The 22,751-nt window shown below is 66.3% G+C and carries 15 protein-coding genes; 6 read left to right on the top strand and 9 right to left on the bottom strand.

Features of this window, described 5'->3' with window-relative positions; all coding sequences use genetic code 11:
• Window positions 1-6: 6 nt before the first annotated feature.
• The 3 genes from ACREB4_RS18625 to cphA (ACREB4_RS18615) are packed head-to-tail and all read right to left on the bottom strand — an operon-like array spanning window position 7 to window position 5,216.
• Window positions 7-378 (bottom strand): hypothetical protein, encoded by a 372-nt coding sequence (locus ACREB4_RS18625; RefSeq protein WP_431589742.1) that lies wholly within the window; start codon window positions 376-378, stop codon window positions 7-9.
• Window positions 375-2,963, bottom strand: coding sequence for a cyanophycin synthetase (cphA, locus tag ACREB4_RS18620; protein ID WP_431589741.1), 2,589 nt, complete (start codon window positions 2,961-2,963; stop codon window positions 375-377). The genes ACREB4_RS18625 and cphA (ACREB4_RS18620) overlap by 4 nt, the downstream gene beginning before the upstream one ends.
• Window positions 2,964-3,008: 45 nt before the next feature.
• Window positions 3,009-5,216, bottom strand: coding sequence for a cyanophycin synthetase (cphA, locus tag ACREB4_RS18615; protein WP_431589740.1), 2,208 nt, complete (start codon window positions 5,214-5,216; stop codon window positions 3,009-3,011).
• Between the two features lie 138 nt (window positions 5,217-5,354).
• Between cphA (ACREB4_RS18615) and ACREB4_RS18610 the strand changes: the two genes are divergently transcribed.
• The 4 genes from ACREB4_RS18610 (at window position 5,355) to ACREB4_RS18595 (ending at window position 10,792) form a co-directional block, all read left to right on the top strand.
• Window positions 5,355-7,631 carry an ABC transporter ATP-binding protein gene (locus tag ACREB4_RS18610; RefSeq protein WP_431589739.1) on the top strand — a complete coding sequence of 759 codons (2,277 nt, stop codon included), beginning with the start codon at window positions 5,355-5,357 and terminating at the stop codon, window positions 7,629-7,631.
• Complete coding sequence (locus tag ACREB4_RS18605) at window positions 7,628-8,107, top strand: DUF1854 domain-containing protein (RefSeq protein ID WP_431589738.1); 480 nt, start codon at window positions 7,628-7,630, stop codon at window positions 8,105-8,107. The genes ACREB4_RS18610 and ACREB4_RS18605 overlap by 4 nt, the downstream gene beginning before the upstream one ends.
• 175 nt (window positions 8,108-8,282) lie before the next feature.
• Window positions 8,283-9,464 (top strand): extracellular catalytic domain type 2 short-chain-length polyhydroxyalkanoate depolymerase, encoded by a 1,182-nt coding sequence (locus ACREB4_RS18600; protein ID WP_431589737.1) that lies wholly within the window; start codon window positions 8,283-8,285, stop codon window positions 9,462-9,464.
• A 107-nt stretch (window positions 9,465-9,571) separates the two neighbouring features.
• Window positions 9,572-10,792 carry an MFS transporter gene (locus tag ACREB4_RS18595; RefSeq protein WP_431589736.1) on the top strand — a complete coding sequence of 407 codons (1,221 nt, stop codon included), beginning with the start codon at window positions 9,572-9,574 and terminating at the stop codon, window positions 10,790-10,792.
• Window position 10,793: 1 nt separating this feature from the next.
• Here the strand turns inward: ACREB4_RS18595 and ACREB4_RS18590 are convergent, their stop codons facing one another.
• From ACREB4_RS18590 to ACREB4_RS18565, 6 genes are read right to left on the bottom strand one after another with little or no spacing between them, the layout of a single operon-like run.
• Entirely contained in the window at window positions 10,794-11,975 is a 1,182-nt protein-coding gene (locus ACREB4_RS18590; RefSeq protein WP_431589735.1) for an isovaleryl-CoA dehydrogenase, read from the bottom strand.
• A gap of 34 nt (window positions 11,976-12,009) precedes the next feature.
• Entirely contained in the window at window positions 12,010-12,942 is a 933-nt protein-coding gene (locus tag ACREB4_RS18585) for a hydroxymethylglutaryl-CoA lyase (protein WP_431589734.1), read from the bottom strand.
• Between the two features lie 14 nt (window positions 12,943-12,956).
• Window positions 12,957-14,939: an acetyl/propionyl/methylcrotonyl-CoA carboxylase subunit alpha gene (locus tag ACREB4_RS18580; RefSeq protein WP_431589733.1), complete on the bottom strand. Its 1,983-nt coding sequence runs from the start codon at window positions 14,937-14,939 to the stop codon at window positions 12,957-12,959.
• A gap of 8 nt (window positions 14,940-14,947) precedes the next feature.
• Window positions 14,948-15,736, bottom strand: a complete 789-nt coding sequence (locus ACREB4_RS18575) for an enoyl-CoA hydratase/isomerase family protein (protein ID WP_431589732.1) — start codon at window positions 15,734-15,736, stop codon at window positions 14,948-14,950.
• Between the two features lie 16 nt (window positions 15,737-15,752).
• Window positions 15,753-17,357 carry a carboxyl transferase domain-containing protein gene (locus ACREB4_RS18570; RefSeq protein ID WP_431589731.1) on the bottom strand — a complete coding sequence of 535 codons (1,605 nt, stop codon included), beginning with the start codon at window positions 17,355-17,357 and terminating at the stop codon, window positions 15,753-15,755.
• 2 nt (window positions 17,358-17,359) lie between these two features.
• On the bottom strand, window positions 17,360-18,094 hold the full coding sequence (locus ACREB4_RS18565) for a TetR/AcrR family transcriptional regulator (RefSeq protein WP_431589730.1): 735 nt from the start codon (window positions 18,092-18,094) through the stop codon (window positions 17,360-17,362).
• A gap of 291 nt (window positions 18,095-18,385) precedes the next feature.
• On the opposite strand from ACREB4_RS18565, the gene ACREB4_RS18560 reads away from it, so the two are divergent.
• Together ACREB4_RS18560 and ACREB4_RS18555 are read left to right on the top strand one after the other, a co-directional pair.
• Window positions 18,386-21,955, top strand: a complete 3,570-nt coding sequence (locus tag ACREB4_RS18560; protein WP_431589729.1) for an indolepyruvate ferredoxin oxidoreductase family protein — start codon at window positions 18,386-18,388, stop codon at window positions 21,953-21,955.
• A 1-nt stretch (window position 21,956) separates the two neighbouring features.
• Window positions 21,957-22,751: GGDEF domain-containing protein (locus ACREB4_RS18555; protein WP_431589728.1), on the top strand; the 795-nt coding region annotated here is incomplete at its 3' end.

Raw genomic sequence — 22,751 nt, 5'->3', positions numbered from 1 at the left:
AATTGTTCATGGAGATGAAGCGGATGGCGCCATGGGAGCGGGTGGCGAGGCGGGCGCCGGCTTGCAGATCACCGCCATTTGCGCCTTGCTGTTGGTGGGCGTGTTCAGGTTGCCGGTGATGCGGTCCCAGAGGCGCACGGGGTAAAGCTGGTCGTTCGCCAGGCGCTGGTAGTTCTGCCACTGGCGGCGGGTGTCGTGGCCGTGGGGGCACAGGCGCCGGGCTTCGTTGTCCAGTTCGGCGATGCTGGTGCCTTCCAGTTCGTAGGCGGACTCGGGGCCCTCCATGGCCACGCGGCGCACCTGCACGGTGGCACATCCCATCAGGATGGCCAGGGGCAGGGCGGCGGTGAGAACGGGGTGAAGGCGCAGGCGGTTCATGGTGGCGTGGATTCGGCGACGCGTTTGGCCAAGTGTGCCAGCGCCTCTTCCACTTGATCCACCAATATCAGGCACAGATCCCCCGGAGACAAGCGGTGCAGGGCCGTGTCGATGGCAACGAACTCGCCGCGGATCTCGTCGATGTTGCGCGTGCGCTTGGCGTTCTTCAAGCCGTCGCGCAGCAGGGCCAGCACTTCGCCGTCGACGCGGCCGCGTTGGCAGGCATCCTGGAAAAGCAGCACGTCGTCGAAGGCGTCGCCCAGGATGGCGGTCTGCTCACGGATGTCGTCGTCGCGGCGGTCGCCGGCGCCGCTGATGACCACCGACCGGCGCTTGGCCGGGATGCCTTCCACGGCCGAGACCAGGGCGCGCATGGCGTCCGGGTTGTGGCCATAGTCGGCGATGACGGTGGCGCCCTTGTAGTCCATCACGTTGAAGCGGCCGGGGGCGTTGTCGGCGTCGTTCACGAAGCTGGCCAGGCCGCTGCGGATGGCGTCCCAGTCCAGCCCCACGCCCCAGGCGGCGGCCACGGCGGCCAGGACGTTCTCGACCTGGAAGCCGATGGTGCCGTGGCGGGTGATGGGCACATCGCGCAGGGGAATGCGTTCGCGCCAGGCCCCTTGGGCGGCCACCACGGCCTTGTTGTCGCCCTCGCCATCGACGAACACGGTGCGCTTGTTCTGGGCGCGGTGCGTGGCCATGATGGGGTGGTGGTGGTCCTGGGCGAAGAAGATGATTTCGCTTTGGGCCTTGCTGGCCATGGCCGAGACATTGGGGTCGGCGGCATTGAGCACCGCATAGCCGTTGGGCGACACGTTTTGCACGATCACGCGCTTGAGCACGGCCAGGTCTTCGACCGTGGTGATGTAGTTCAGGCCCAGGTGGTCGCCCGAGCCAATGTTGGTGACCACGGCCACCTGGCAGCGGTCGAAGCCCAGGCCTTCGCGCAGCACGCCGCCACGGGCGGTCTCGAACACGGCGGCGTCGACGTCGGGGTGCATCAGCACATTGCGGGCGCTTTTGGGGCCGCTGCAATCGCCGCTGTCGATCTGGCGGCCTTCCACGTAGACGCCGTCGGTGTTGGTCATGCCCACGCGCAGGCCGGTGGCGGCCAGCAGGTGCGCGATCAGGCGGGCGGTGGTGGTCTTGCCATTGGTGCCGGTGACGGCCACGACCGGGATGCGGCCATCGTCGCCAGGACCGAAGAGGTTGGCCACCATGGCTTCGCCCACTTGCCGGCCCTTGCCGAAGGATGGCGTCAGGTGCATGCGCAGACCGGGCGCGGCGTTGACCTCGACGATGCCGCCGTGCTGTTCTTCGAGCGGCTTGAGCACGGTCTCGCAGACCACGTCGACGCCGCAGATGTGCAGGCCGACCATCTGGGCGGCGGCCACGGCGCGCGCGGCCACTTCGCGGTGCACGTCGTCGGTCACGTCGGTGGCGGTGCCGCCGGTGCTCAGGTTGGCGTTGTTGCGCAGGATGACGCGGCGCCCCTTGTCGGGGATTGATTCGGGTTGGAGGCCCTGCACGCTCAGGCGCGCGATGGCGATCTCGTCAAAGCGGATCTTGGTGAGCGAGGTGGCATGGCCTTCGCCGCGCTTGGGGTCGAGGTTCACGATGTCGACCAGTTGGCGCACCGTGTGCTGGCCATCGCCGATGACTTGCGGTGGGTCGCGGCGGGCGGCGGCCACCAGCTTGTCGCCCACCACCAGCAGGCGGAAGTCGTCGCCGGGCAGGTATTTCTCGACCATCACCTCGCCATACTCGAAAGCGGCTTTGTAGGCGATGTCCAGGTGCTCGCGGCTGACGATGTTGACGGTCACGCCCTTGCCCTGGTTGCCATCCTGCGGCTTGACGACCACGGGCAGGCCGATTTCTTGCGCCACGGCCCAGGCTTCATCCGCGCTTTGCACCGGGCGGCCCATGGGCACGGGCACGCCAGCGGCATGCAGCAGTTTTTTGCTCAGGTCCTTGTCTTGCGCGATGGACTCGGCCACGGCGCTGGTCGAGTCGACCTCGGCGGCCTGGATGCGGCGCTGGCGCGAGCCCCAGCCGAATTGCACCAGGCTGCCCTGGGTCAGGCGACGCCACGGGATGCCGCGCGCGATGGCGGCGTCCACGATCGCGCCGGTGCTGGGCCCGAGGCGCTCGTTCTCGTCGGTTTCACGCAGTTGCGTGATGGCGGCATCGACGTCGAACTCGGTGTTGTCCAGGGCGGCGTTGATCAGCGACTGGGCCAGCTCGAAGGCCAGGCGGCCCACGGCTTCTTCGGAATACTCGACCACGGCCTGGTACACGCCGGGCTCGACCGTCGCGGCGGTGCAGCTGAAGGTGACGGGGCAACCCGCTTGCGCTTGCAAGGCCAGCGCGGCGGTTTCCAGCACGTGGGCCAGCGAGACCTTGGTGTTGGCGCCCCGGTGCTGCAGCGCGCCGATGGCCGGGAACAGGGCGCGCACGCGCGCCTCGAAGCCCGGCAGGTTGACGATCGAGCGTTCGGCCTCGGTGCAGGCCACGATGGCCTCCATGGCGGTGTGGCGGCTCCAGAGGTTGGGACCCCTCAGTGCCCGGATGCGGGAAACGTCCATCAGCGTGTCTTTCGTGTGCGTCTTCTTCAGCGGGCGGGGCAGGCTTCAGCGGGCATACGCGAAGCCCAGCGTGGGCCGGGCCGGCGACAGGTCGGCGTCGAAGGTCTCGATGCCCGCGGTGATCAGGTCGGGTTTGATGTCCAGGGCCCAAGCGGCGGCCACGGCGGCGAGCAGCGTGCTGGCCGACACCGGGGTGCCGCGGCCCTGGCGCAGGGTCAGGCTGCTCAGTTCGGTCAGGGTGTTTTCGAAGGCGCCATTGGCCAGCACGACGATGCCCTGGCGCATGAAGACGGCCCGGCCGCCCTCGGCGCGGTGGCGCGCGATGGTGGCCAGTTGCGGGTCTTCGCCATAGAGCACGGCCTGGCCGTCGCACAGCGAGGCCATGTCGGCGATGCGCTCGTCGTGGGCGTTGAGCACGGCCACGCCTTCGGGCAGCACCACGTCCACCTGGGTGCGCATCACCTTCACCAGTTGGTCGGATTCGCGGATGTCGAAATCGGCCAAATCGGCGGCGCCGTCCAGGTCGGTGACCACGCCCACTTGGCAGCGGTCGTAAGGCAGGCCGTCACGCAGGATGGCGCGGGCGCCGCTCTCGAACACGGCGGCTTGCACCGAGCGGTTCATCAACAGCCGGTGGCCGGCTTCCCAGTGCGAGGCGTCCTGGCGCTCGACGTGGCGGCGGTCCAGGAACAGGCCGTCCCGGCAGGCCAGGCCCACGTATTTGCCGCTCAGGTGCAGGAGCCAGGTGACCAGGCGTGACAAGGTGCTGGTGCCTTGTGAGCCAGTGATGCCCACGATGGCGATGCGGCCGTCTTCGTCTTCCGGGAACAGGTGGTCGACGATGGCACGCCCCACCGGACGGGGCGATCCTTCGGCGGGCTTCAGGTGCATCAGCAGGCCCGGCCCGGCGTTCACTTCCACGATCGCACCGCCTTGCGATTTCAAGGGGCGGGAAATGTCTTGCGCGACCACGTCGACGCCAGCGATGTCCAGTCCCACCACTCGGGCGGCCAGGGTCACGGCGTGCTCGACCTCGGGGTGCACGTCGTCGGTGCAGTCGATGGCCACGTTGCCATTGCGCTGGATCAGCACCTGGCGGCCCGGATCGGGGATCGAATCGATGTCCAGGCCCTGGCGCTGCAGGTCCAGCAGCACGGCTTCGTCTTCCAGTGGCTTGATGACGTTGAGCGGGAAGTCCTCGTTCAGGCCACGGCGCGGGTCGGTGTTGAGCTGCGCGTCGATCAGCTGCATGACGGTGGATTGGCCGTCACCCGTGATCCAGGCGGCTTCGCCCCGGGCGGCGGCGACCACCTTGCCACCGACCACCAGCAGGCGGTGCTCGTGGCCCTTGATGAATTGCTCGACCAGCACCTCGCTGCCGTGCTTGTCTGCCACCTCGAAGGCGGCTTCGATGTCTTCGCGTTTTTTCAGGTCCAGGGCCACGCCGCGGCCATGGTTGCCATCGCTGGGCTTGACCACCACCGGCAGGCCGATGTCCTGGGCGGCTTCCCAGGCGGCGGCCGCGCTGTCGACCACTTCACCCTCGGGCACGGGCACGCCGCAGGATTTGAGCAGGCCCTTGGTCAGGTCCTTGTCGCCAGCGATGCCTTCGGCGATGGCGCTGGTCAGGTCGGTTTCGGCCGTCCAGATGCGGCGCTGGCGGGCGCCATAGCCCAGCTGCACCAGGTTGCCGTCGTTCAGGCGGATGTGGGGAATGCGCCGGTCGGTCGCGGCCGAGACGATGCAGGCGGTGCTGGGGCCGAGGTAGCAGCAGTCGACCTCGTCGCGCACCTTGGCCACCGAGGCGGCCACGTCGAAAGGCTGGTCGTTGATGGCGGCCATCAGCAGGCGGTGCCCTTCGGCCAGGGCGGTGCGGGCCACGTGTTCCTCGCGGGCGCGGAACACCATGCGGTAGACGCCATGCTCGGAGGTGCTGCGCGTCTGGCCGAAACCGGTGGGCATGCCGGCCAGGTTCAGCAGTTCGATCACCACGTGTTCCAGCACGTGGCCAGCCCAGGTGCCTTCTTTCAAGCGTTCCAGGAAGCCGCCGCGCTCGCCGACGCCGCAATGGTGCTCGATCAGGGCCGGCAGTTGGGCCACCAGGCGGTCGTTGAAACCGGGCAAGAGGTTGGAGGGGTAGTCTTCCAGCACACCCAAGTCCAGCCAGACTTCCAGCACAGGGCGGTAGGTCCAGACATTGGGGCCGCGCAAATAGTTGATGCGCAGCAGTTTGATGTCGTCCATCTTTTTCATGTTTTTGTGCGTTCTGGCGACCGGTCAGGCGGCGCGCAACCCGGCATTGTGCTTGAGGCGACGAGGGCTGTTCAGGGCAATGTCACCCGAAAGGGACACCGATTCGGCGAGAATCCGCGATTGCGCTACGAAATCAAAATGCAACATCACCATCCTGTCGACGCCCGCCGGGCCCTGGCTGAATTCGCTCAGGCCGGCCTGGCGGCCCAGCTTGCAAAAGAAGAGAACGTTTTAGCCACCCTGTCGGTTGACCTGGACCCCCATTTGCGGTTTTCACAGGGTGTGGTGGTGCTGAGCGATCGGCAATTGCTGTGCCTTGAGGGCCCTGAAAACACCTGGCGCGCCTGGCCACTGGCTGAAAATCTGAGCTTGCGCCACGCCGACCACGCTGGCGTGGGCACCCTGGAATTGCACGATCTGCAACGGCGCCTGGCGGTTTGGCGTTTCACCATGGCCATGGGGCCGGCTGCCCAGGGCTTCGTGGCGGCGTTCGACCGGCAGCAAGCGCAACGCCGGGCGGGTGTCCTGGCAGGGGGCGACGACGATGGCCCGGCCCTGTGTCCCAGCTGCCAGGCTCCCCTGCCACCCGACAGCGAGGATTGTCCCGCCTGCGACCGAACGGAAGATGAGCCACCCTCGACCTGGGTGCTGCTGCGCCTGTGGCGTTTTGCCCAGCCCTACCAGGGCAAACTGGCCCTGGGTTTCGGCCTGACCCTGGCTTCCACGGCCGCGACCCTGGTGCCGCCCTACCTCAGCATCCCCTTGATGGACAAGGTGCTGATTCCCTTCCAGAGCGGCCAGACCATCGACACCTGGCTGGTGGCGGGTTTGCTGGGCGGCCTGCTGGTCTCGGCCCTGCTGGCCTGGAGCCTGGGTTGGGCGCGCACCTATGTGCTGGCCTTGGTGTCCGAGCGCATCAGCGCCGACTTGCGGACCAGCACCTTCGAGCACTTGCTGAACCTGTCGCTGGAGTACTTCGGCACCAAACGCACGGGCGACCTCATGTCGCGCATCGGATCCGAGACCGATCGCATCAGCGTCTTCTTGTCGCTGCACGCGCTCGATTTCGCCACCGACGTGCTGATGATCACCATGACGGCGATCATCCTGTTCTCGATCAACCCGTGGCTGGCGCTGGTGACCCTGTTGCCGCTGCCCTTCATCGCCTGGCTGATCCACCTGGTGCGCGACCGCCTGCGCACTGGCTTCGAGAAGATCGACCGCGTCTGGGGCGAGGTCACCAATGTGCTGGCCGACACCATCCCCGGCATCCGCGTGGTCAAGGCCTTCGCGCAGGAGAGCCGCGAGGCCAAGCGCTTCAAGGACGCCAACCTGCACAACCTCGACATCAACGACAAGCTCAACAAGACCTGGTCGCTGTTCTCGCCCACCGTGTCGCTGATGACCGAGATCGGGCTGCTGGTGGTGTGGGCCTTCGGCATCTGGCTGGTGTCGCACCAGCAGATCACCGTGGGGGTGCTCACGGCCTTCATCGCCTACATCGGGCGCTTTTATGGCCGGCTGGATTCGATGAGCCGCATCGTGTCGGTCACGCAGAAGGCGGCGGCGGGCGCCAAGCGCATCTTCGACATCCTCGACCACGTGTCGAACGTGCCCGAGCCGACGCAGCCGGTGGCGCTGCCCACCGTGCAAGGCCGCTTGCAGATGGAAGGCATCGGCTTCCGCTATGGCAGCCGCACGGTGATCCGTGACTTGAGTTTGGACATCCAGCCCGGCGAGATGATCGGCCTGGTGGGGCACAGCGGTTCGGGCAAAAGCACGCTGGTCAACCTGATCTGCCGTTTCTACGACGTGAGCCAGGGTGCCATCCGCATCGATGGGACCGACATCCGGCGCGTGGCAGTGGCCGATTTCCGGCGCCACATCGGGCTGGTGCTGCAAGAGCCTTTCCTGTTCTTTGGCACCATCGCCGAGAACATCGCCTACGGCAAGCCTGGCGCCACGCGCGCCGAGATCGTGGCGGCCGCGCGCGCGGCACATGCGCACGAGTTCATCCTGCGCCTGCCGCAGGGCTACGACTCACTGGTGGGCGAGCGTGGGCAGGGCCTGTCGGGCGGTGAGCGGCAACGCATCTCGATCGCCCGCGCGCTGCTGATCGACCCGCGCATCCTGATCCTCGATGAGGCCACCTCGTCGGTCGACACCGAGACGGAAAAAGAGATTCAAAAAGCGCTGGACAACCTGGTGCAGGGCCGCACGACCATCGCCATCGCCCACCGCCTGTCCACCCTGCGCAAGGCCGACCGCCTGGTGGTGATGGACCGGGGCCGCGTGGTCGAGGTCGGGCCGCACGACGAGTTGATGGCCAGGCAGGGCGCTTACTGGCGCCTGTACGAGGCCCAGGCCCGCAAGGAGCAACAGGCCCAGGCCGACAACCCGGAGTTCCTGGCATGAGCAAGCATGATGCGATGACTTTCACACTGGACCGCGATGCCTTTGGCCACCTGGTCCTCACCGATGCGCAAGGCGTGCGACACGAGGGCGTCACGCCGGTTCGGGCCTTCCCCATCGAGGCGCCCGGCGAAGGCGTGTCCTTGGTCGACACCCATGGCCATGAGCTGGCCTGGATCGCGCGCCTGGATGCATTGCCGGAAGCGCCCCGCCAGTTGCTGCAGGACGAGCTGGCGCACCGCGAGTTCACCCCGGTGATCGAGCGGCTGGTGGCGGTGTCCACCTTCGGCACGCCCAGCACCTGGACGGTGGCCACCGACCGTGGGCCGACCACCTTCGTGCTCAAGAGCGAAGACGACATCCGCCGCCTGGCGGGGGGCGCCTTGCTGATCACCAGCAGCCATGGTGTGCCCTTCGCGGTGCGCAACCGCCTGGCCTTGGACATGGCCTCTCGGCGTTTGCTGGAGCGCTTTCTTTGAGGCCCGGGCTCAGTTCGACAAGCTGACCTCGCTGGCCACCAGGACTGAGTCCACCAGGCGGCCTTTGACCGGCGCCCCTGTCCGGGTGCTCTCTTTGCATTTCGGGTCTTCGGACGGTAAGCTGCGCGAAATGTTGCGCCGCAGCAAATGCCATTCGAACCCAGGGAGCCTCCTCATGTCGCCTCATTTCGCGCTGTTTCGCACCTCTCGGCTTCTCGCATGCCTGGTGGTGGGTGCTTTGGCCGGCCTGGCGGTGTCCACCGTCCAGGCCCAGGTCTTGGCGCGCTTGCCCGCGCTGGGGTTGCAGCGCGATGCGGTGACCGTGTCGGGGCTGTCTTCCGGCGCCTACATGGCAGGTCAGTTCCAGGTGGCTTACTCGGCTTCGCTGGCCGGGGCCGCGGTGTTGGCGGGCGGCCCTTATGGATGTTCGCGGGGCAGCGTGTCGACCGCCATGTTCAATTGCTCGTGCCCGGCCGAGCAGAGCTTCGCCCTGCAGGTGGCACACGCGTTTGGTGGCGGCTGCCAGGTGTTCAATCCCGAGGTCTACCTCCTGTTCAGCCAGAACGCGGTGGCGGGCAATGTCGAGGTCCATGGCATCGACGACACCTTCCACCTGAAAACACACCGCGTCTGGCTGTTTTCGGGCGACCAGGACCATGTGGTCGATCCCCAACTGGTCACGGCCGCGCAGAAGTTTTACGAACGGGTGGGCGTGCCCGCGGCGCAGATCCACCGCGAAGCGAACCGCGAGGCCGGGCATGGCTTTCCCAGCCCCCAGGCCAGCCAGGCGTGCAGCCTGACCCACACGCCGTTCCTGACGCAATGCAATCTGGACGCGGCCGGTGAGTTGCTGAAGTGGCTGTACCCCGGCAACCCCGATTGGCAGGCCGGCACCTTTGACGAAGGGGCCTTGAAGCCTTTCAAGCAGACCGCCTACGATGACAAGAAGGTCTTCAGCAGCCTGGACAGCACGGGCTGGGTCTACGTGCCCAAGGCCTGCGAGCAGGCGGGGGCGCATTGCCGCCTGCACGTGGCCTTCCATGGTTGCGAGCAGGGCCAGAGCTTCAAGGTCGGTCGCCAGAAGTTCGGCTTGCAGTTCGTCAAAGAGACGGGCTACAACCGCTGGGCGGAAACCGGCCACATCGTGGTGCTGTTTCCACAGGTCAAGCCCAGCGATCCCAAGGGGCGCGACCTGACCGACCCCTACCGTTTCAATCCCAAAGGGTGCTGGGACTTCTGGGGTTACACGGAGAAGTTCGCGGCCTTGAACCCGTCGGCGCCGAACTTTGCCAAGCAGTCGGCGCCGCAGATGAAGGCAGTGAAGGCGATGATCGATGACCTGTTGAAGGCGCAGTGAGGATCGCCGTTCCGCCAGACAGTCTTTAAAACCCCACGAGGGCGAAGAATGTTGCGGTGCAGCACAATGGCCGAACGGTGACGTGGTCACCCCTTGCTTGCAGTGCCATGAGCCCCGTTGTATCCACGTCCCATCCCTCCGGTCCTGACCCCTTCTGGCCTTCGGTCATCGCGCTCGGTGTGGGGGGCTTCGCCATCGGCACCGGCGAGTTCGTCATCATGGGCCTGCTGCCCGAAGTGGCTCGCGACCTGGGCGTGACCATCCCGCAGGCGGGCCACGTCATCAGTGCCTACGCTTTGGGCGTCGTCATCGGCGCACCGCTGTTGGCGGTGATGGCGGCCCATTGGCCGCGCCGTACCCTGCTGGTCGCGCTGATGGCCTTGTTCGCCATCGGCAATTTCGCCAGCGCCATGGCGCCGGGCTACCTGTCGATGAACCTGCTGCGCTTCGTGGCGGGTTTGCCGCATGGCACCTTCTTCGGCGTGGCCGCGTTGGTGGCCGCGTCGCTGGCCCCGCCTGACAAGCGCGCCAGTGCTGTGGGCCTGGTGATGTCCGGCCTGGCCAGTGCCACGCTGATCGGCGTGCCCATCGCGGCCTGGCTGGGTCAGCACCTGGGTTGGCGCGCGGCCTTCGTGCTGGTGGGCGCCATCGCGACCCTGGCGGCTTTCTTGGTGCACCGGCATGTGCCTAACCTGCCGGTAGCGCAGGGGGCCGGCCCGATGCGCGAGCTGGGCGCCTTGAAGCGGCCGCAGGTGTGGCTCACGCTGGGCATCGGCGCGGTGGGCTTTGGCGGCATGTTCTCGGTGTTCAGTTACATCAAGCCTTTGCTGATGGAGGTGACGGGCTTGTCCCTCGCGTCCGTGCCGCTGGTGCTGGGCCTCTTCGGCCTGGGCATGGTGGTGGGCAACCTCGTGGGTTCGCGCCTGGCCGACAAGTCGCTGATGCGGACCATCGCGGGCCTGCTGGTCTGGAATGCGCTGGTGCTGGGGGCGGTGGTGTTCACGGCCTCCAATGTGGTCGCGGTGTCGGTCAATGTCTTCCTGGTGGGCACCGTCGTGGCCATTGCCCCGGCCTTGCAGATTCGACTGATGGATGTGGCGGGGGATGCGCAGACCTTGGCCGCGGCGCTCAACCACTCGGCCTTCAACATGGCCAATGCGCTGGGGGCCTGGCTGGGGGGCGTGGCCATCGCGGCGGGCTTTGGCTGGACGTCGACCGGCTGGGTCGGCTTGCTGCTCGCTCTGGGCGGCCTGGGGGTGTTCGCGGCGGCGGTGTGGCAACAGCGTGCCGCGGCCACTGCCCGGAGGATGGCCTTGAACCCGCGCTGAATCAGGCGGTTTCTGCGAACAGCTCGCGCCCGATCAGCATGCGCCGGATCTCGGACGTGCCCGCACCGATCTCGTACAGCTTCGCATCGCGCCACAAGCGGCCCAGCGGGTAGTCGTTGATGTAGCCGTTGCCGCCGAAGATCTGGATGCCTTCCCCGGCCATCCAGGTGGCTTTCTCGGCGCACCACAGGATCAGCGAGGCGCAGTCCTTGCGGACCTGGCGTGCGTGCGTCGGGCCCAGTTTGTCGAGGTTCTTGGCCACGGTGTAGGCGAAGCTTCGGCCGGCCTGCAGGGTGGTGTACAGGTCGGCCACCTTGGCCTGGATCAGCTGGAATTCACCGATGGCCTGGCCGAACTGCTTGCGCTCGTGGATGTAGGGCACCACGTTGTCCATCACGGCCTGCATGATGCCCAGTGGCCCGCCCGACAGCACGGCACGCTCGTAATCCAGGCCGCTCATCAGCACCTTCACGCCGCCGTTGACCTGGCCCAGCACGTTCTCGACCGGCACCTGCACGTTGTTGAAGACCAGCTCACCGGTGTGTGAGCCGCGCATGCCCAGCTTGTCGAGCTTTTGCGCCACGCTGAAGCCAGCCATGCCTTTCTCGATGATGAAGGCGGTGATGCCCTGGGCATTCTTCTCAGGCTCGGTCTTGGCGTAGACCACCAAGGTGTCGGCATCCGGGCCGTTGGTGATCCACATCTTCGTGCCGTTGAGCAGGTAATGGTCGCCTTTGAGCTCGGCTCGCAGCTTCATGCTGACCACGTCGGAGCCTGCGCCGGGTTCGCTCATGGCCAGTGAGCCGATGTGCTCGCCGCTGATCAGCTTGGGCAGGTACTTGCGCTTTTGCAGATCGGTGCCGGTGCGGTGGATCTGGTTGACGCAAAGGTTGGAGTGCGCGCCATAGCTGAGCGCGACCGAGGCCGAGGCGCGGCTGATTTCCTCCATGGCCACCATGTGGGCCAGGTAGCTCATGTTGGCGCCGCCGTACGCTTCAGAGGTGGTGATGCCGAGCACGCCCAGGTCGCCCAGTTTGCGCCACAGGTCCATGGGGAACTGGTCGTCGCGGTCGATGCTGGCGGCGCGCGGCGCGATCTCGGTCTGCGCGAAGTGGCGCACCGCGTCTCGCAGGGCGTTGATGTCGTCGCCAAGCTGGTGGTCGAGTCCGGGCAGGTCGTGCATGGTTGGTCTCCTCGGTGAGGTGTGTCGGGCTGGTTCAGGCCGCGGTCTGTGCCGCTGGGCCTTGTGTTGCTCTTTTGGCCAGCAAGGCATTGCTCACGCGCGAGACCGGCTTGCGGCCCAGCACGTTCGAAATGAAGGCGCCAGCGTCGACCAGCAGGTCCAGGTCGAGGCCGGTGTGGATGCCCAGGCCATGCAGCAGGTACACCACGTCTTCGGTGGCCACATTGCCCGTGGCGCCCTTGGCATAAGGGCAGCCGCCGAGGCCGGCGATGCTGCTGTCGAAGGTGTGGATGCCCAGTTGCAGGCAGGCGTGGATGTTGGCCAGGGCCTGGCCGTAGGTGTCGTGGAAATGGCCGCTGAGTTCGGTGCGCGGCACGCGTTTGAGTGCGCGCTCCATCACGGCTTGCACGCGGCCGGCCGTGCCCACACCGATGGTGTCGGCGATGCCAATGTGGTCGGCGCCGATGTCCAGCAGGCGCTGCACCACCTCGTCCACCTGGTCGATGCTCACTTCACCTTGATAAGGGCATCCCAGCGCACACGACACGGCCGAACGCACCTTCATGCCGTGGGCATGGGCCGCGTCGACCACGGGCTTGAAGCGTTCGATGGATTCCGCGATGGAGCAGTTGATGTTGCGCTGGCTGAACGCTTCACTGGCGGCGGCGAAGATCACGACCTCGTCGGCGTTGGCCGCCAGCGCGCCTTCGAAGCCTTTCATGTTGGGCGTGAGCACCGAGTAACGCACGCCGGGCTGACGCTGGATACCGGCCATGACCTCGGTGTTGTCGCCCATCTGCGGCACCCACTTGGGGCTGACGAAGCTGGTGACTTCGATCTGCACCAGGCCCGCGCCTTGCAGTCGGTGCACCAGTTCGATTTTGTCGGCGGCGCTGACGGTTTGCGCTTCATTTTGCAGGCCATCGCGCGGGCCGACCTCGACGAGGGTGACGTGTTGGGGGAGCATGTTCGTGGAAGTTTTCAAGGTTCTTGAAGGCGCAGCAGTTCGGCGCCCTCGGGCACCTGGTCGCCCACCGCGCACAGCAGTTCGGCGACCACGCCATCGCGTGGCGAGGTCAGGGTGTGTTCCATTTTCATGGCTTCGGTGACGGCCAGCGCGTCGCCGGTTTTCACCGCGTCTCCCGCCTGCACCAGCAAGGCCACGACGCGGCCTGGCATGAGCGCGGCCAGGCGGCCGTCACTGTGCTGGGCGCTGGCCTGGGCCAAGGGGTCGACGAGGCCGAGCGCGGCCCGGCCTTGCGGCGAAAAGACCTCGAAGTGATCGCCGTTGCGGTAGACCGAGACGGTGAGGCGTTGCTCACCCAGCATGAGGTCGAAGCGGTCAGGGCCCAGGGACTGGAAGACCAGGGCGACTTGCTGTGCGGCCAGTTGGAGTTGGCAGGGCTGGCCACGCTGGTGATGGAGCCAGGCGGTGACCTTGTCATCGCCCAACTTGAGGGCCAGGTGCCGCCGAGAGGTGCCGTGCAGGCGCCAGCCATCGCGTGCCGACCAGGGGTCGGGCGTGATGGTGTTTTGCTCATCGTGCATCAGCCGAGCGGCCACGGCGGCCACGGCCACCAGGGCGGGCAGGGTTTCCGGCGAGAACAGCGCGTCTCTTTCACGTTCGATCAGGGCGGTGTCGAGGTTCGCTTGCCTGAAGGAAGGTGTGCCGATGATGCGTCGCACGAAGGCCGTGTTCGTGTGCAGGCCGGTGATGTGCAATTCGCTCAAGGCCGCGTCCAGCCGGTCCAGCGCCTGCTCGCGCGTGGGGCCCCAGGCGATCAGCTTGGCGATCATCGAATCGTAGTGCGGCGAAATCTCGTCGCCTTCGCGAACGCCACTGTCCACGCGCACGGGGCCGACGGTGAAGCTGGAGGCCGAAGGCAGGCGGTAGGTGTTCAGCGGCCCGGTGGCGGGCAGGAACTGCTGCAAGGGGTTCTCAGCGCAAATGCGGGCTTCAATGGCATGGCCGTTGATGGACAACTGGTCTTGCGTCAAAGGCAAGGGCTCGCCGGCCGCCACGCGCAGCTGCCACTCCACCAGGTCGAGGCCGGTGATGGCCTCGGTGACCGGGTGCTCGACCTGCAGGCGCGTGTTCATCTCCATGAAATAGAAGCGACCGTCCTGTTCGGCGATGAACTCGACCGTGCCGGCGCCCACATAGCCCACGCTGCGCGCGGCGGCGATGGCCGCCAAGCCCATCTCGGCTCGGCGCTCCGCCGTCATGCCGGGCGCGGGGGCTTCTTCCAGCACCTTCTGGTGGCGGCGCTGCACCGAGCAGTCGCGCTCGAACAGGTGCACATGATGGCCATGCTGGTCGCCGAACACCTGGACCTCGATGTGCCGAGGCCTCGTCACGTAGCGCTCGATCAGCACGTGGTCGTTGCCGAAGCTGTTGATGGCTTCGCGCTGGCAGGAGGCGAGGGCCGCCGCGAAATCTTCGCTGCGTGCCACCGTGCGCATGCCTTTGCCGCCGCCACCCGCGCTGGCCTTGATCAGCACGGGGTAGCCGATGCGGTCCGCTTCCAGTTGAAGAAAGGCGGGCTCCTGCCGGTCACCGTGGTAGCCGGGCACCAGGGGCACCCCGGCTTTCTCCATCAGTGCCTTGGCGGCAGACTTGTTGCCCATGGCCGCGATGCTGGCAGCCGGCGGGCCGATGAAGACCAGGCCCGCGTCGAAACAAGCCTGGGCAAAGTCGGCGTTTTCGCTCAGGAAGCCATAGCCGGGGTGGATGGCTTGCGCGCCCGTGGACTTCGCCGCGGCGAGGATGCGCTCGCCCAGCAGGTAGCTGTCACGCGGCGGTGCCGTGCCGATGCGCACGGCCTCGTCGCAAGCGCGCACATGGGCCGCCTGGGCATCGGCGTCGGAGTAGACCGCCACGGTGCGGAGGCCCAGGCGGTGCGCGGTGCTGGCGATGCGGCAGGCGATTTCACCGCGGTTGGCGATCAGGATCTTTTTGAACATCATCGTCGTCAATGGTTCGAGCCTTGCCAAGGCGGTGCCAGCTTGTTCAGGAAAGCGTTCACGCCCGCCTTGCCTTCCTCGCTGGCCCGGATGTCGGCGATGTAGCGCGCGGTCTCATCGCGCAGGGCGTGGGTCAGCGGCTTGCCGGCCACGTCGTGGATCAAGCGCTTGCTGGCCCGCACCGCGTGCGGGCCGTTGGCCACGATGGCATGCAACAGGCCATCGACCACCGCGTCGAGCGCATCGACCGAGCACACCTCTTGCACCAGGCCCAAGGCTTGCGCGCGCTGGGCCGACAGGCGCTCGGCCGTGACGAAATAGCGGCGGGCCGCGCGTTCGCCGATGGCGCGGATCACGTACGGGCTGATGGCCGCCGGGATCAGGCCCAGCTTGACCTCGGACAGGCTGAAACCAGCGGTGTCCACCGCCACGGCCATGTCGCACGCGGCGACCAGGCCCACCCCACCGCCATGGCAATCACCCTGCACACGCGCGATCACGGGCACGGGGCAGTGGGCGATGGACCACATCATGTGGGCCAGGTGCGTGGCGTCGGCGTGGTTCTCGGCCCAGGAGTAGTCGGCCATGGCGCGCATCCAGTTCAGGTCGCCGCCCGCGCTGAAGGCCTTGCCGTGCGCGCCCAGCACGATGGCGCGCACCTGCGGGTCTTGCGGCAGCGTTTGAAAGGCGTGGGTCAGTTCCTGGATGGTCTCGTCGTTGAAGGCATTGCGCATCTCTGGCCGGTTGAGCCAGACGTGGACCACATGCTGGTGGCGTTGGATGTCGAGCGTGGGCATGGTGTGCTCCTTGGACTCACATGCGGAACACGCCAAAGCGTGTGTCGCCGATCGGCGCGTTCAGGCTGGCACTCAGGCCCAGGGACAGCACGCGCCGTGTGTCCGCCGGGCGGATCACGCCATCGTCCCACAGGCGGGCCGAGGCGTAGTAGGGATGACCTTGTTGCTCGTATTGTTCGCGGATCGGGGCCTTGAAGGCGGCTTCGTCCTCGGCGCTCCACTGGCCGCCCTTGCCCTCGATGCCATCGCGCTTGACCGTGGCCAGCACGCTGGCGGCCTGATCGCCGCCCATCACACTGATGCGGGCGTTGGGCCACATCCACAGGAAGCGCGGGCTGTAGGCCCGGCCGCACATGCCGTAGTTGCCGGCGCCAAACGAGCCGCCGATGATGACGGTGAACTTCGGCACGGCGGCGCAGGCCACGGCCGTCACCATCTTGGCGCCAGCACGCGCGATGCCTTCGTTCTCGTACTTGCGACCGACCATGAAGCCGGTGATGTTCTGCAAAAACACCAGCGGGATCTTGCGCTGGCAGCACAGCTCGATGAAATGCGCGCCCTTGTTGGCGCTTTCCGAGAACAGGATGCCGTTGTTGGCCACGATGCCCACGGGCATGCCGTCGACGTGCGCGAAGCCGGTGACCAGGGTGCTGCCGTAGCGCGGCTTGAATTCGTCGAACTCGGAGTCGTCCACGATGCGCGTGATGACTTCGCGCACGTCGAAGGGCTTGCGGGTGTCGGTGGGGATGATGCCGTTGAGCTCGTCCTGCGCATGGCGAGGTGGGCGCGAGGCGATGCAGGCCAATGCCGGCGCCTTGCGCCAGTTGAGCTGCGCCACGCTGCGGCGGGCCAAGGCCAGCGCGTGCGCGTCGTCGTTGGCGAGCTGGTCGGCCACGCCGGACAGACGCGTGTGCACGTCGCCGCCGCCCAGGTCTTCCACGCTCACGACCTCGCCCGTGGCGGCCTTTACCAGTGGAGGGCCGCCCAGGAAGATGGTGCCCTGGTTCTTGACGATGATGGCCTCGTCGCTCATGGCTGGCACGTAGGCGCCACCGGCGGTGCATGACCCCATCACCACGGCGATCTGCGGGATGCCCTCGGCGCTCATGTTCGCCTGGTTGAAGAAGATGCGGCCGAAATGTTCGCGGTCCGGAAAGACCTCGTCCTGGTTCGGCAGGTTGGCACCGCCGCTGTCGACCAGGTAGATGCAGGGCAGGCGGTTCTGCTGGGCGATCTCTTGTGCGCGCAGGTGCTTCTTGACCGAGACAGGGTAATAGGTGCCGCCCTTGACCGTGGCGTCGTTGCACACGATCACGCACTCGACGCCCGCGACCCGGCCGATGCCGGCGATCACGCCCGCGCAAGGGGCCTCGTTGTCGTGCATGTTCAGCGCGGCCAGGGGGGCGATCTCCAGGAAGGGCGTGCCCGGGTCCAGCAACAACTCGACCCGGTCGCGGGGCAGCAGTTTGCCGCGCGCCACGTGCTTGGCGCGCGGGCCTTCGCCGCCGCCCAGGGCGATGCGGGCCAGTTGCGCGTCCAGGTCGTCGATCAACAGCTGCATGGCCTGGGCATTGGCCTTGAAGGTGTCGGAACGGGGGCTGATCTGCGATTCAAAAGGCATGGTCATTTCCTTGCGCGCTTGGGCTTGCCCGCGGCTTTGTTCTCGGGCCGCTGGGCGTCCAGTTGTTTCAGCGCGGTGCTGACCTCGTCACGGAAGCGCGCCAGGGCGTCGAGCGAAGCATGGCGCGGCATCAGCGCACTCCAGATGAGGCTGGTCAACTGCTCGGCCGTTTCGTCGATGGGCGGGCGCTTGTGCGTGGTGATGCTGTCCCACAGCACGTGCTCCATCGAGCCATAGACCAGGTCGCGCATCAGGCGCAGCGGCATGTCCTGGCGCACCTCGCCGTCAAGCGTGGCCTGGGCCAGGCAGTCCATCAGCGGCGCGGTGTAGCGGCGCTTGCAATCGGTGATGACCTCGGCCAGCTCGGGGGCGCTGGTGCGGCCTTCGCCCAGCACCAGGGCGCACATGCCCGAGCCGTCGGCCAGCAGGGTGAACAGGTGTTGCCGCACCACGTGGCCCAGCTTGGCATGCACGCCATGCAGGCGCGGCACCTCGCGCTCAAGTTCGCCGCTGATCTCGTCGTACCAGTCCTTGATGACCTGGATGCACAGTTCGCGCTTGCCGGGAAAGTAGGTGAAGACCGTGGCCTCGGACACCCCGGCGGCCACGGCGATCTGGGCGGTGGTGGCGCGGTGAAAACCCTGTTCGGAAAAGACCCGGCGCGCGGCGGCCAGCAACTCCGTGACCCGGAGTTGGGATTTCACACGGCGAGGGGCCAAACGTTGCAGGGCGGTCATGGTCTGATAATTTGAGTGCCACTCAATTATTGATCCATGTTGGCAAGCCGTGGCAGCCTTTTCAAGGAAAAACACACACCTTCGCCTTGAGTGAAAGTCAATTCCAAGGACCAAAACAAGGTGAAATGGATGGGGTTATCCCGGGTGGAGGCGGCGCCAGCGCGTCCCCAGATGAGGCTCAATGGCCAAGATTGACCCCAAGGCTGCGGACTATTCGGCACATCGGCAGATGACGTTCAGCGCCAAGATCCTTACACTGGTTCTGCAGCATAGGGCTGCTTGGAGTTCGTCATGAACGCTCCGCTACCTGATTCGGTCCTCAAGGCGCTGGCGTCCCTCACGCTGGACGACAAGTACGCCGTCGAACACGGGACCGCTTTCATGAGCGGCGTGCAGGCGCTGGTTCGGTTGCCCATGCTGCAGCGCACCAGGGACGTGGCCGCTGGGCTCAACACCGCGGGCTTCATCAGCGGTTACCGCGGCTCGCCTTTGGGCGGCTACGACCAGGCCTTGTGGAACGCCAAGGAACACCTCAAGGCCCATCACGTCGTCTTCCAGCCGGGCGTGAACGAAGAGTTGGGCGCCACCGCGGTGTGGGGCACGCAGCAGCTCGACCTCTACCCCGATCACCGGAAGTTCGACGGCGTCTTCGGCCTCTGGTACGGCAAGGGCCCGGGCGTGGACCGCTGCTCCGATGTCTTCAAGCACGCCAACATGGCGGGCACGGCGAAGCATGGCGGCGTCATCGCCGTGGCGGGCGACGACCACGTGGCCAAGAGTTCATCCGTGGCCCACCAGAGCGACCACATCTTCAAGGCCTGTGGCCTGCCGGTGTTTTTCCCGAGCAGCGCTCAAGAAATCCTGGACCTGGGCTTGCACGCCTATGCCATGAGCCGTTTCTCCGGCCTGTGGGCCGGCATGAAGGTCATCCAGGAAGTGGTGGAGTCGTCCAGCAGCGTGTCGGTCGAACCCGACCGCGTGCAAATCATCCTGCCTGAAGACTTCGCCATGCCACCTGGCGGCCTGCACATCCGCTGGCCCGACTCGCCCTTGGAACAAGAAGCCCGGCTGATGGACTACAAGTGGTACGCCGCGCTGGCCTATGTGCGCGCGAACCGCTTGAACCGCACGGTGATCGATTCCAGGCACGCGCGCCTGGGCCTGATCGCCAGCGGCAAGGCCTACAACGATCTGCGCCAGGCTTTGCATGACCTGGGCCTGGACGAGATCACCTGTTCGCGCATCGGCTTGCGCGTGCACAAGGTGGCGGTGGTGTGGCCGCTCGAAGCCAGCGCCACGCGCGAGTTCGCCACCGGCCTGCAAGAGATCCTGGTGATCGAAGAAAAGCGCCAGGTCATCGAATACCAGCTCAAGGAAGAGCTTTACAACTGGCGCGAAGACGTGCGCCCCAATGTGCTGGGCAAGTTCAACGAACCGCATGGCGACCAAAGCGGCGGCGAGTGGTCCATGTCCAACCCGGCGTCCAACTGGCTGCTGCGCGCCAAGGCCGACCTCAACCCCTCGCTGATCGCCAAGGCCATCGCGCAAAGGCTGGACAAGCTGGGCATGCTGGCCGAACTGGGCCCCGATCTGCGCGAGCGCATCGCGCAGCGCCTGGCCATCATCGAGGCCAAGGAACAGCCCGTCCTCCAAGTCACCACCGCGCCAAAGGCCAGTGCCGAGCGCGCGCCCTGGTTCTGCAGTGGCTGCCCGCACAACACTTCCACCAAGGTGCCCGAAGGTTCGCGCGCCACGGCCGGCATCGGCTGCCACTACATGGTGGTCTGGATGGACCGCAGCACCACCACCTTCACGCAGATGGGCGGCGAGGGCGTCACCTGGGTGGGCCAGGCGCCTTTCACCGACGAGCAGCACGTGTTCGCCAACCTGGGCGATGGCACCTACTTCCACTCCGGCCTGCTGGCCGTGCGCCAGAGCATCGCCGCCAAGGTCAACATCACCTACAAGATCCTCTACAACGACGCCGTGGCCATGACCGGCGGCCAGCCCGTGGACGGCACCTTGCGCGTGCCCGAGATGACGCGTGAACTGGAAGCCGAAGGTGTGACGCGGCTGGCCATCGTCACCGACGAACCCGAGAAATACCAGGTCGTGCCCAACCTGGCCCCCGGCACCACCGTGCACCACCGCGACGACCTGGACGCGGTGCAGCGCCTGATGCGCGAGGTCAAAGGCTGCAGCGTCATCATCTACGACCAGACCTGCGCCACCGAGAAGCGCCGCCGCCGCAAGCGCGGCACCATGCCGGCCGTGACTGAGCGCGTGGTCATCAACGAGCTGGTCTGCGAAGGCTGCGGTGATTGCTCTACCCAGTCCAACTGCCTGAGCGTGGAGCCGGTCGAGACCGACTTCGGCCGCAAGCGCCACATCAACCAGAGCACCTGCAACCACGACATGTCGTGCGTCAAGGGCTTCTGCCCCAGCTTCGTGACGGTGAGCGGCGGCCAGCTCAAATCCCCCGCCAAAAGCCAGCAACGTGTCGATCCCTTCACCTTGCCAAAACTGCCGGAGCCCCAGATCCCATCGGCACACCAGGCCTACGGCATCATCGTCGCCGGCATTGGCGGCACGGGCGTCATCACCATCGGCCAGTTGCTGGGCGTGGCCGCGCACATCGAAGGCAAGGGCATCGTCACGCAGGATTCGGCGGGCTTGGCGCAGAAGGGCGGCGCCACCTGGAGCCACGTCCAGATCGCCGACAGCGTGGGCGCCATCCACACCACGCGCGTGCCCATGGCCTCGGCCGACCTGGTGATTGGTTGCGACCCCATCGTCACGGCCAACGCGGCCACGCTGGGCACCATGCACGCGCAGCGCACGCGCGTGGCGCTCAACACCCACGGCACGCCCACCGCCGCCTTTGTGCAAGACCCCAACCATTGGCAGTTCCCGGCCGGCCACTGCGACGACGTCATCGGCCAGGCTGCCATGCCGGGCCAGGTCAGCCGCCTGGACGCCAACCAACTGGCCACGCAACTGCTGGGCGACACGATCTACGCCAACCCGCTGATGCTGGGTTATGCCTGGCAAAAGGGTTGGGTGCCCTTGAGCCGTGCCGCCTTGTTGCGCGCCATCGAACTCAACGCCGTGCAAGTGGACAACAACAAGGCCGCCTTCGAATGGGGTTGCCGCGCCGCACACGACCTGGCCTCGGTGCAGTCGCTGGCCTTGCCGGCCCAGCCCTTGCAGTTCATCCGCAAGACCGCCACCAACCTTGAAGCCCTGATCCAGTCGCGCGTCGAATGGCTGACCGACTACCAAGGCAAGGCCTACGCGGCCGATTACCTGGCCTTCGTCAACCGCGTGCGCGCCGCCGAGCAGAAGCTGGGCACGACCAAGCTGACGGATGCTGTCGCCAGGCAACTCTTCAAACTCATGGCCTACAAAGATGAGTACGAAGTGGCACGTCTGCTGACCGATCGTCGCTTTCACGACAAACTGGCCCAGGAGTTCGAAGGAGACTACCAACTCTCGTACAACCTGGCGCCGCCGTTCATGGGCCCGACGAATCAGCAAAGTCAGCCGATCAAGCGGCGATTTGGCCCGTGGATGCGCTGGGCCTTCAAGGCCTTGGTGCCGTTCAAGATCTTGCGTGGAACGTTGCTCGATCCATTCGGCCGCACCGACGAACGGCGCCTGGAACGTCGTTGGATTGCACAATACCGGCAAGGCATCGGGGCCTGTGTGGACAGCTTGAGCGCGGACCATCTGGACAGCGCGCTGGCCTTGGCGCGCATCCCCGACGACATCCGTGGTTATGGACACCTCAAGAAAGCGAGCATGGACAAGGCACAGACCCGGTGGGACGCATTGATGTTGAAGGCAAGGGGCGAGGGCTGACTTGATCCAACGACTCCTGGCGGTGCTGCTCGGCACCGATTCCAAGCAACGGCTGCGCATCATCCGTTCGCTGATGGCCGCCAATGTGTATGTGCTGTGCATCGGCATCATGGCTTTTGCGTCGCAGCAGGGCCTGATGCGGGGCGAGGCAGGGAGCTTCCTGTCCGGCCTGATCACCCTGAACGTGGTGTTCTGGTACGCCTTGTTGCGCAGCGGCCTGAACCTGCGTTTCAAGGAGCCATCGCTGACCTTGCCGCAGATCCTGGCCGCCCTGAGCTGCATCGTGGCCGCCTACGCGATCACGGGGGTCTTCCATGGCGCCACGATGATGTTGCTCACCCTGGTGCTGGTCTTCGGCATCTTCAACCTCAATGCCCGCGACGCCAAGATCGCCGGTGGCTTTGCCGTGCTGCTGACCGGCGTGGTCATGGCCTACAAGACGATGACCGACCCCCAGACCTACCCCATGGCGCTGGAGGCCGTGCATTTCGCGCTGGTGGTGTCCTCGGTGCCCACGATCTCGGTGCTGACCGCCCAGCTCAGCAACCTGCGCGCGCGCCTGCGCCTCAAGCAAGACGAGCTGACCAAGGCGCTGGACCGCATCCAGGTGCTGGCCACGCGCGACGAGTTGACGGGTTTGTACAACCGCCGCCACATGATGTCCGTGCTGGACGAACACCAGCGGCGCCTGTCGCGCTCCTCGGGCCATGAGTTTTGCCTGGCCATCCTCGACATCGATTTCTTCAAGCAGATCAACGACACGCATGGCCACAACGTGGGCGACGAGGTGCTGCGC

The organism is Aquabacterium sp. (assembly GCF_050725395.1).
GTDB lineage: Bacteria > Pseudomonadota > Gammaproteobacteria > Burkholderiales > Burkholderiaceae_C > Aquabacterium.
The sequence above is the reverse complement of the archived record's forward strand: the minus strand, read 5'-3'. Positions and strand labels throughout refer to the sequence as shown.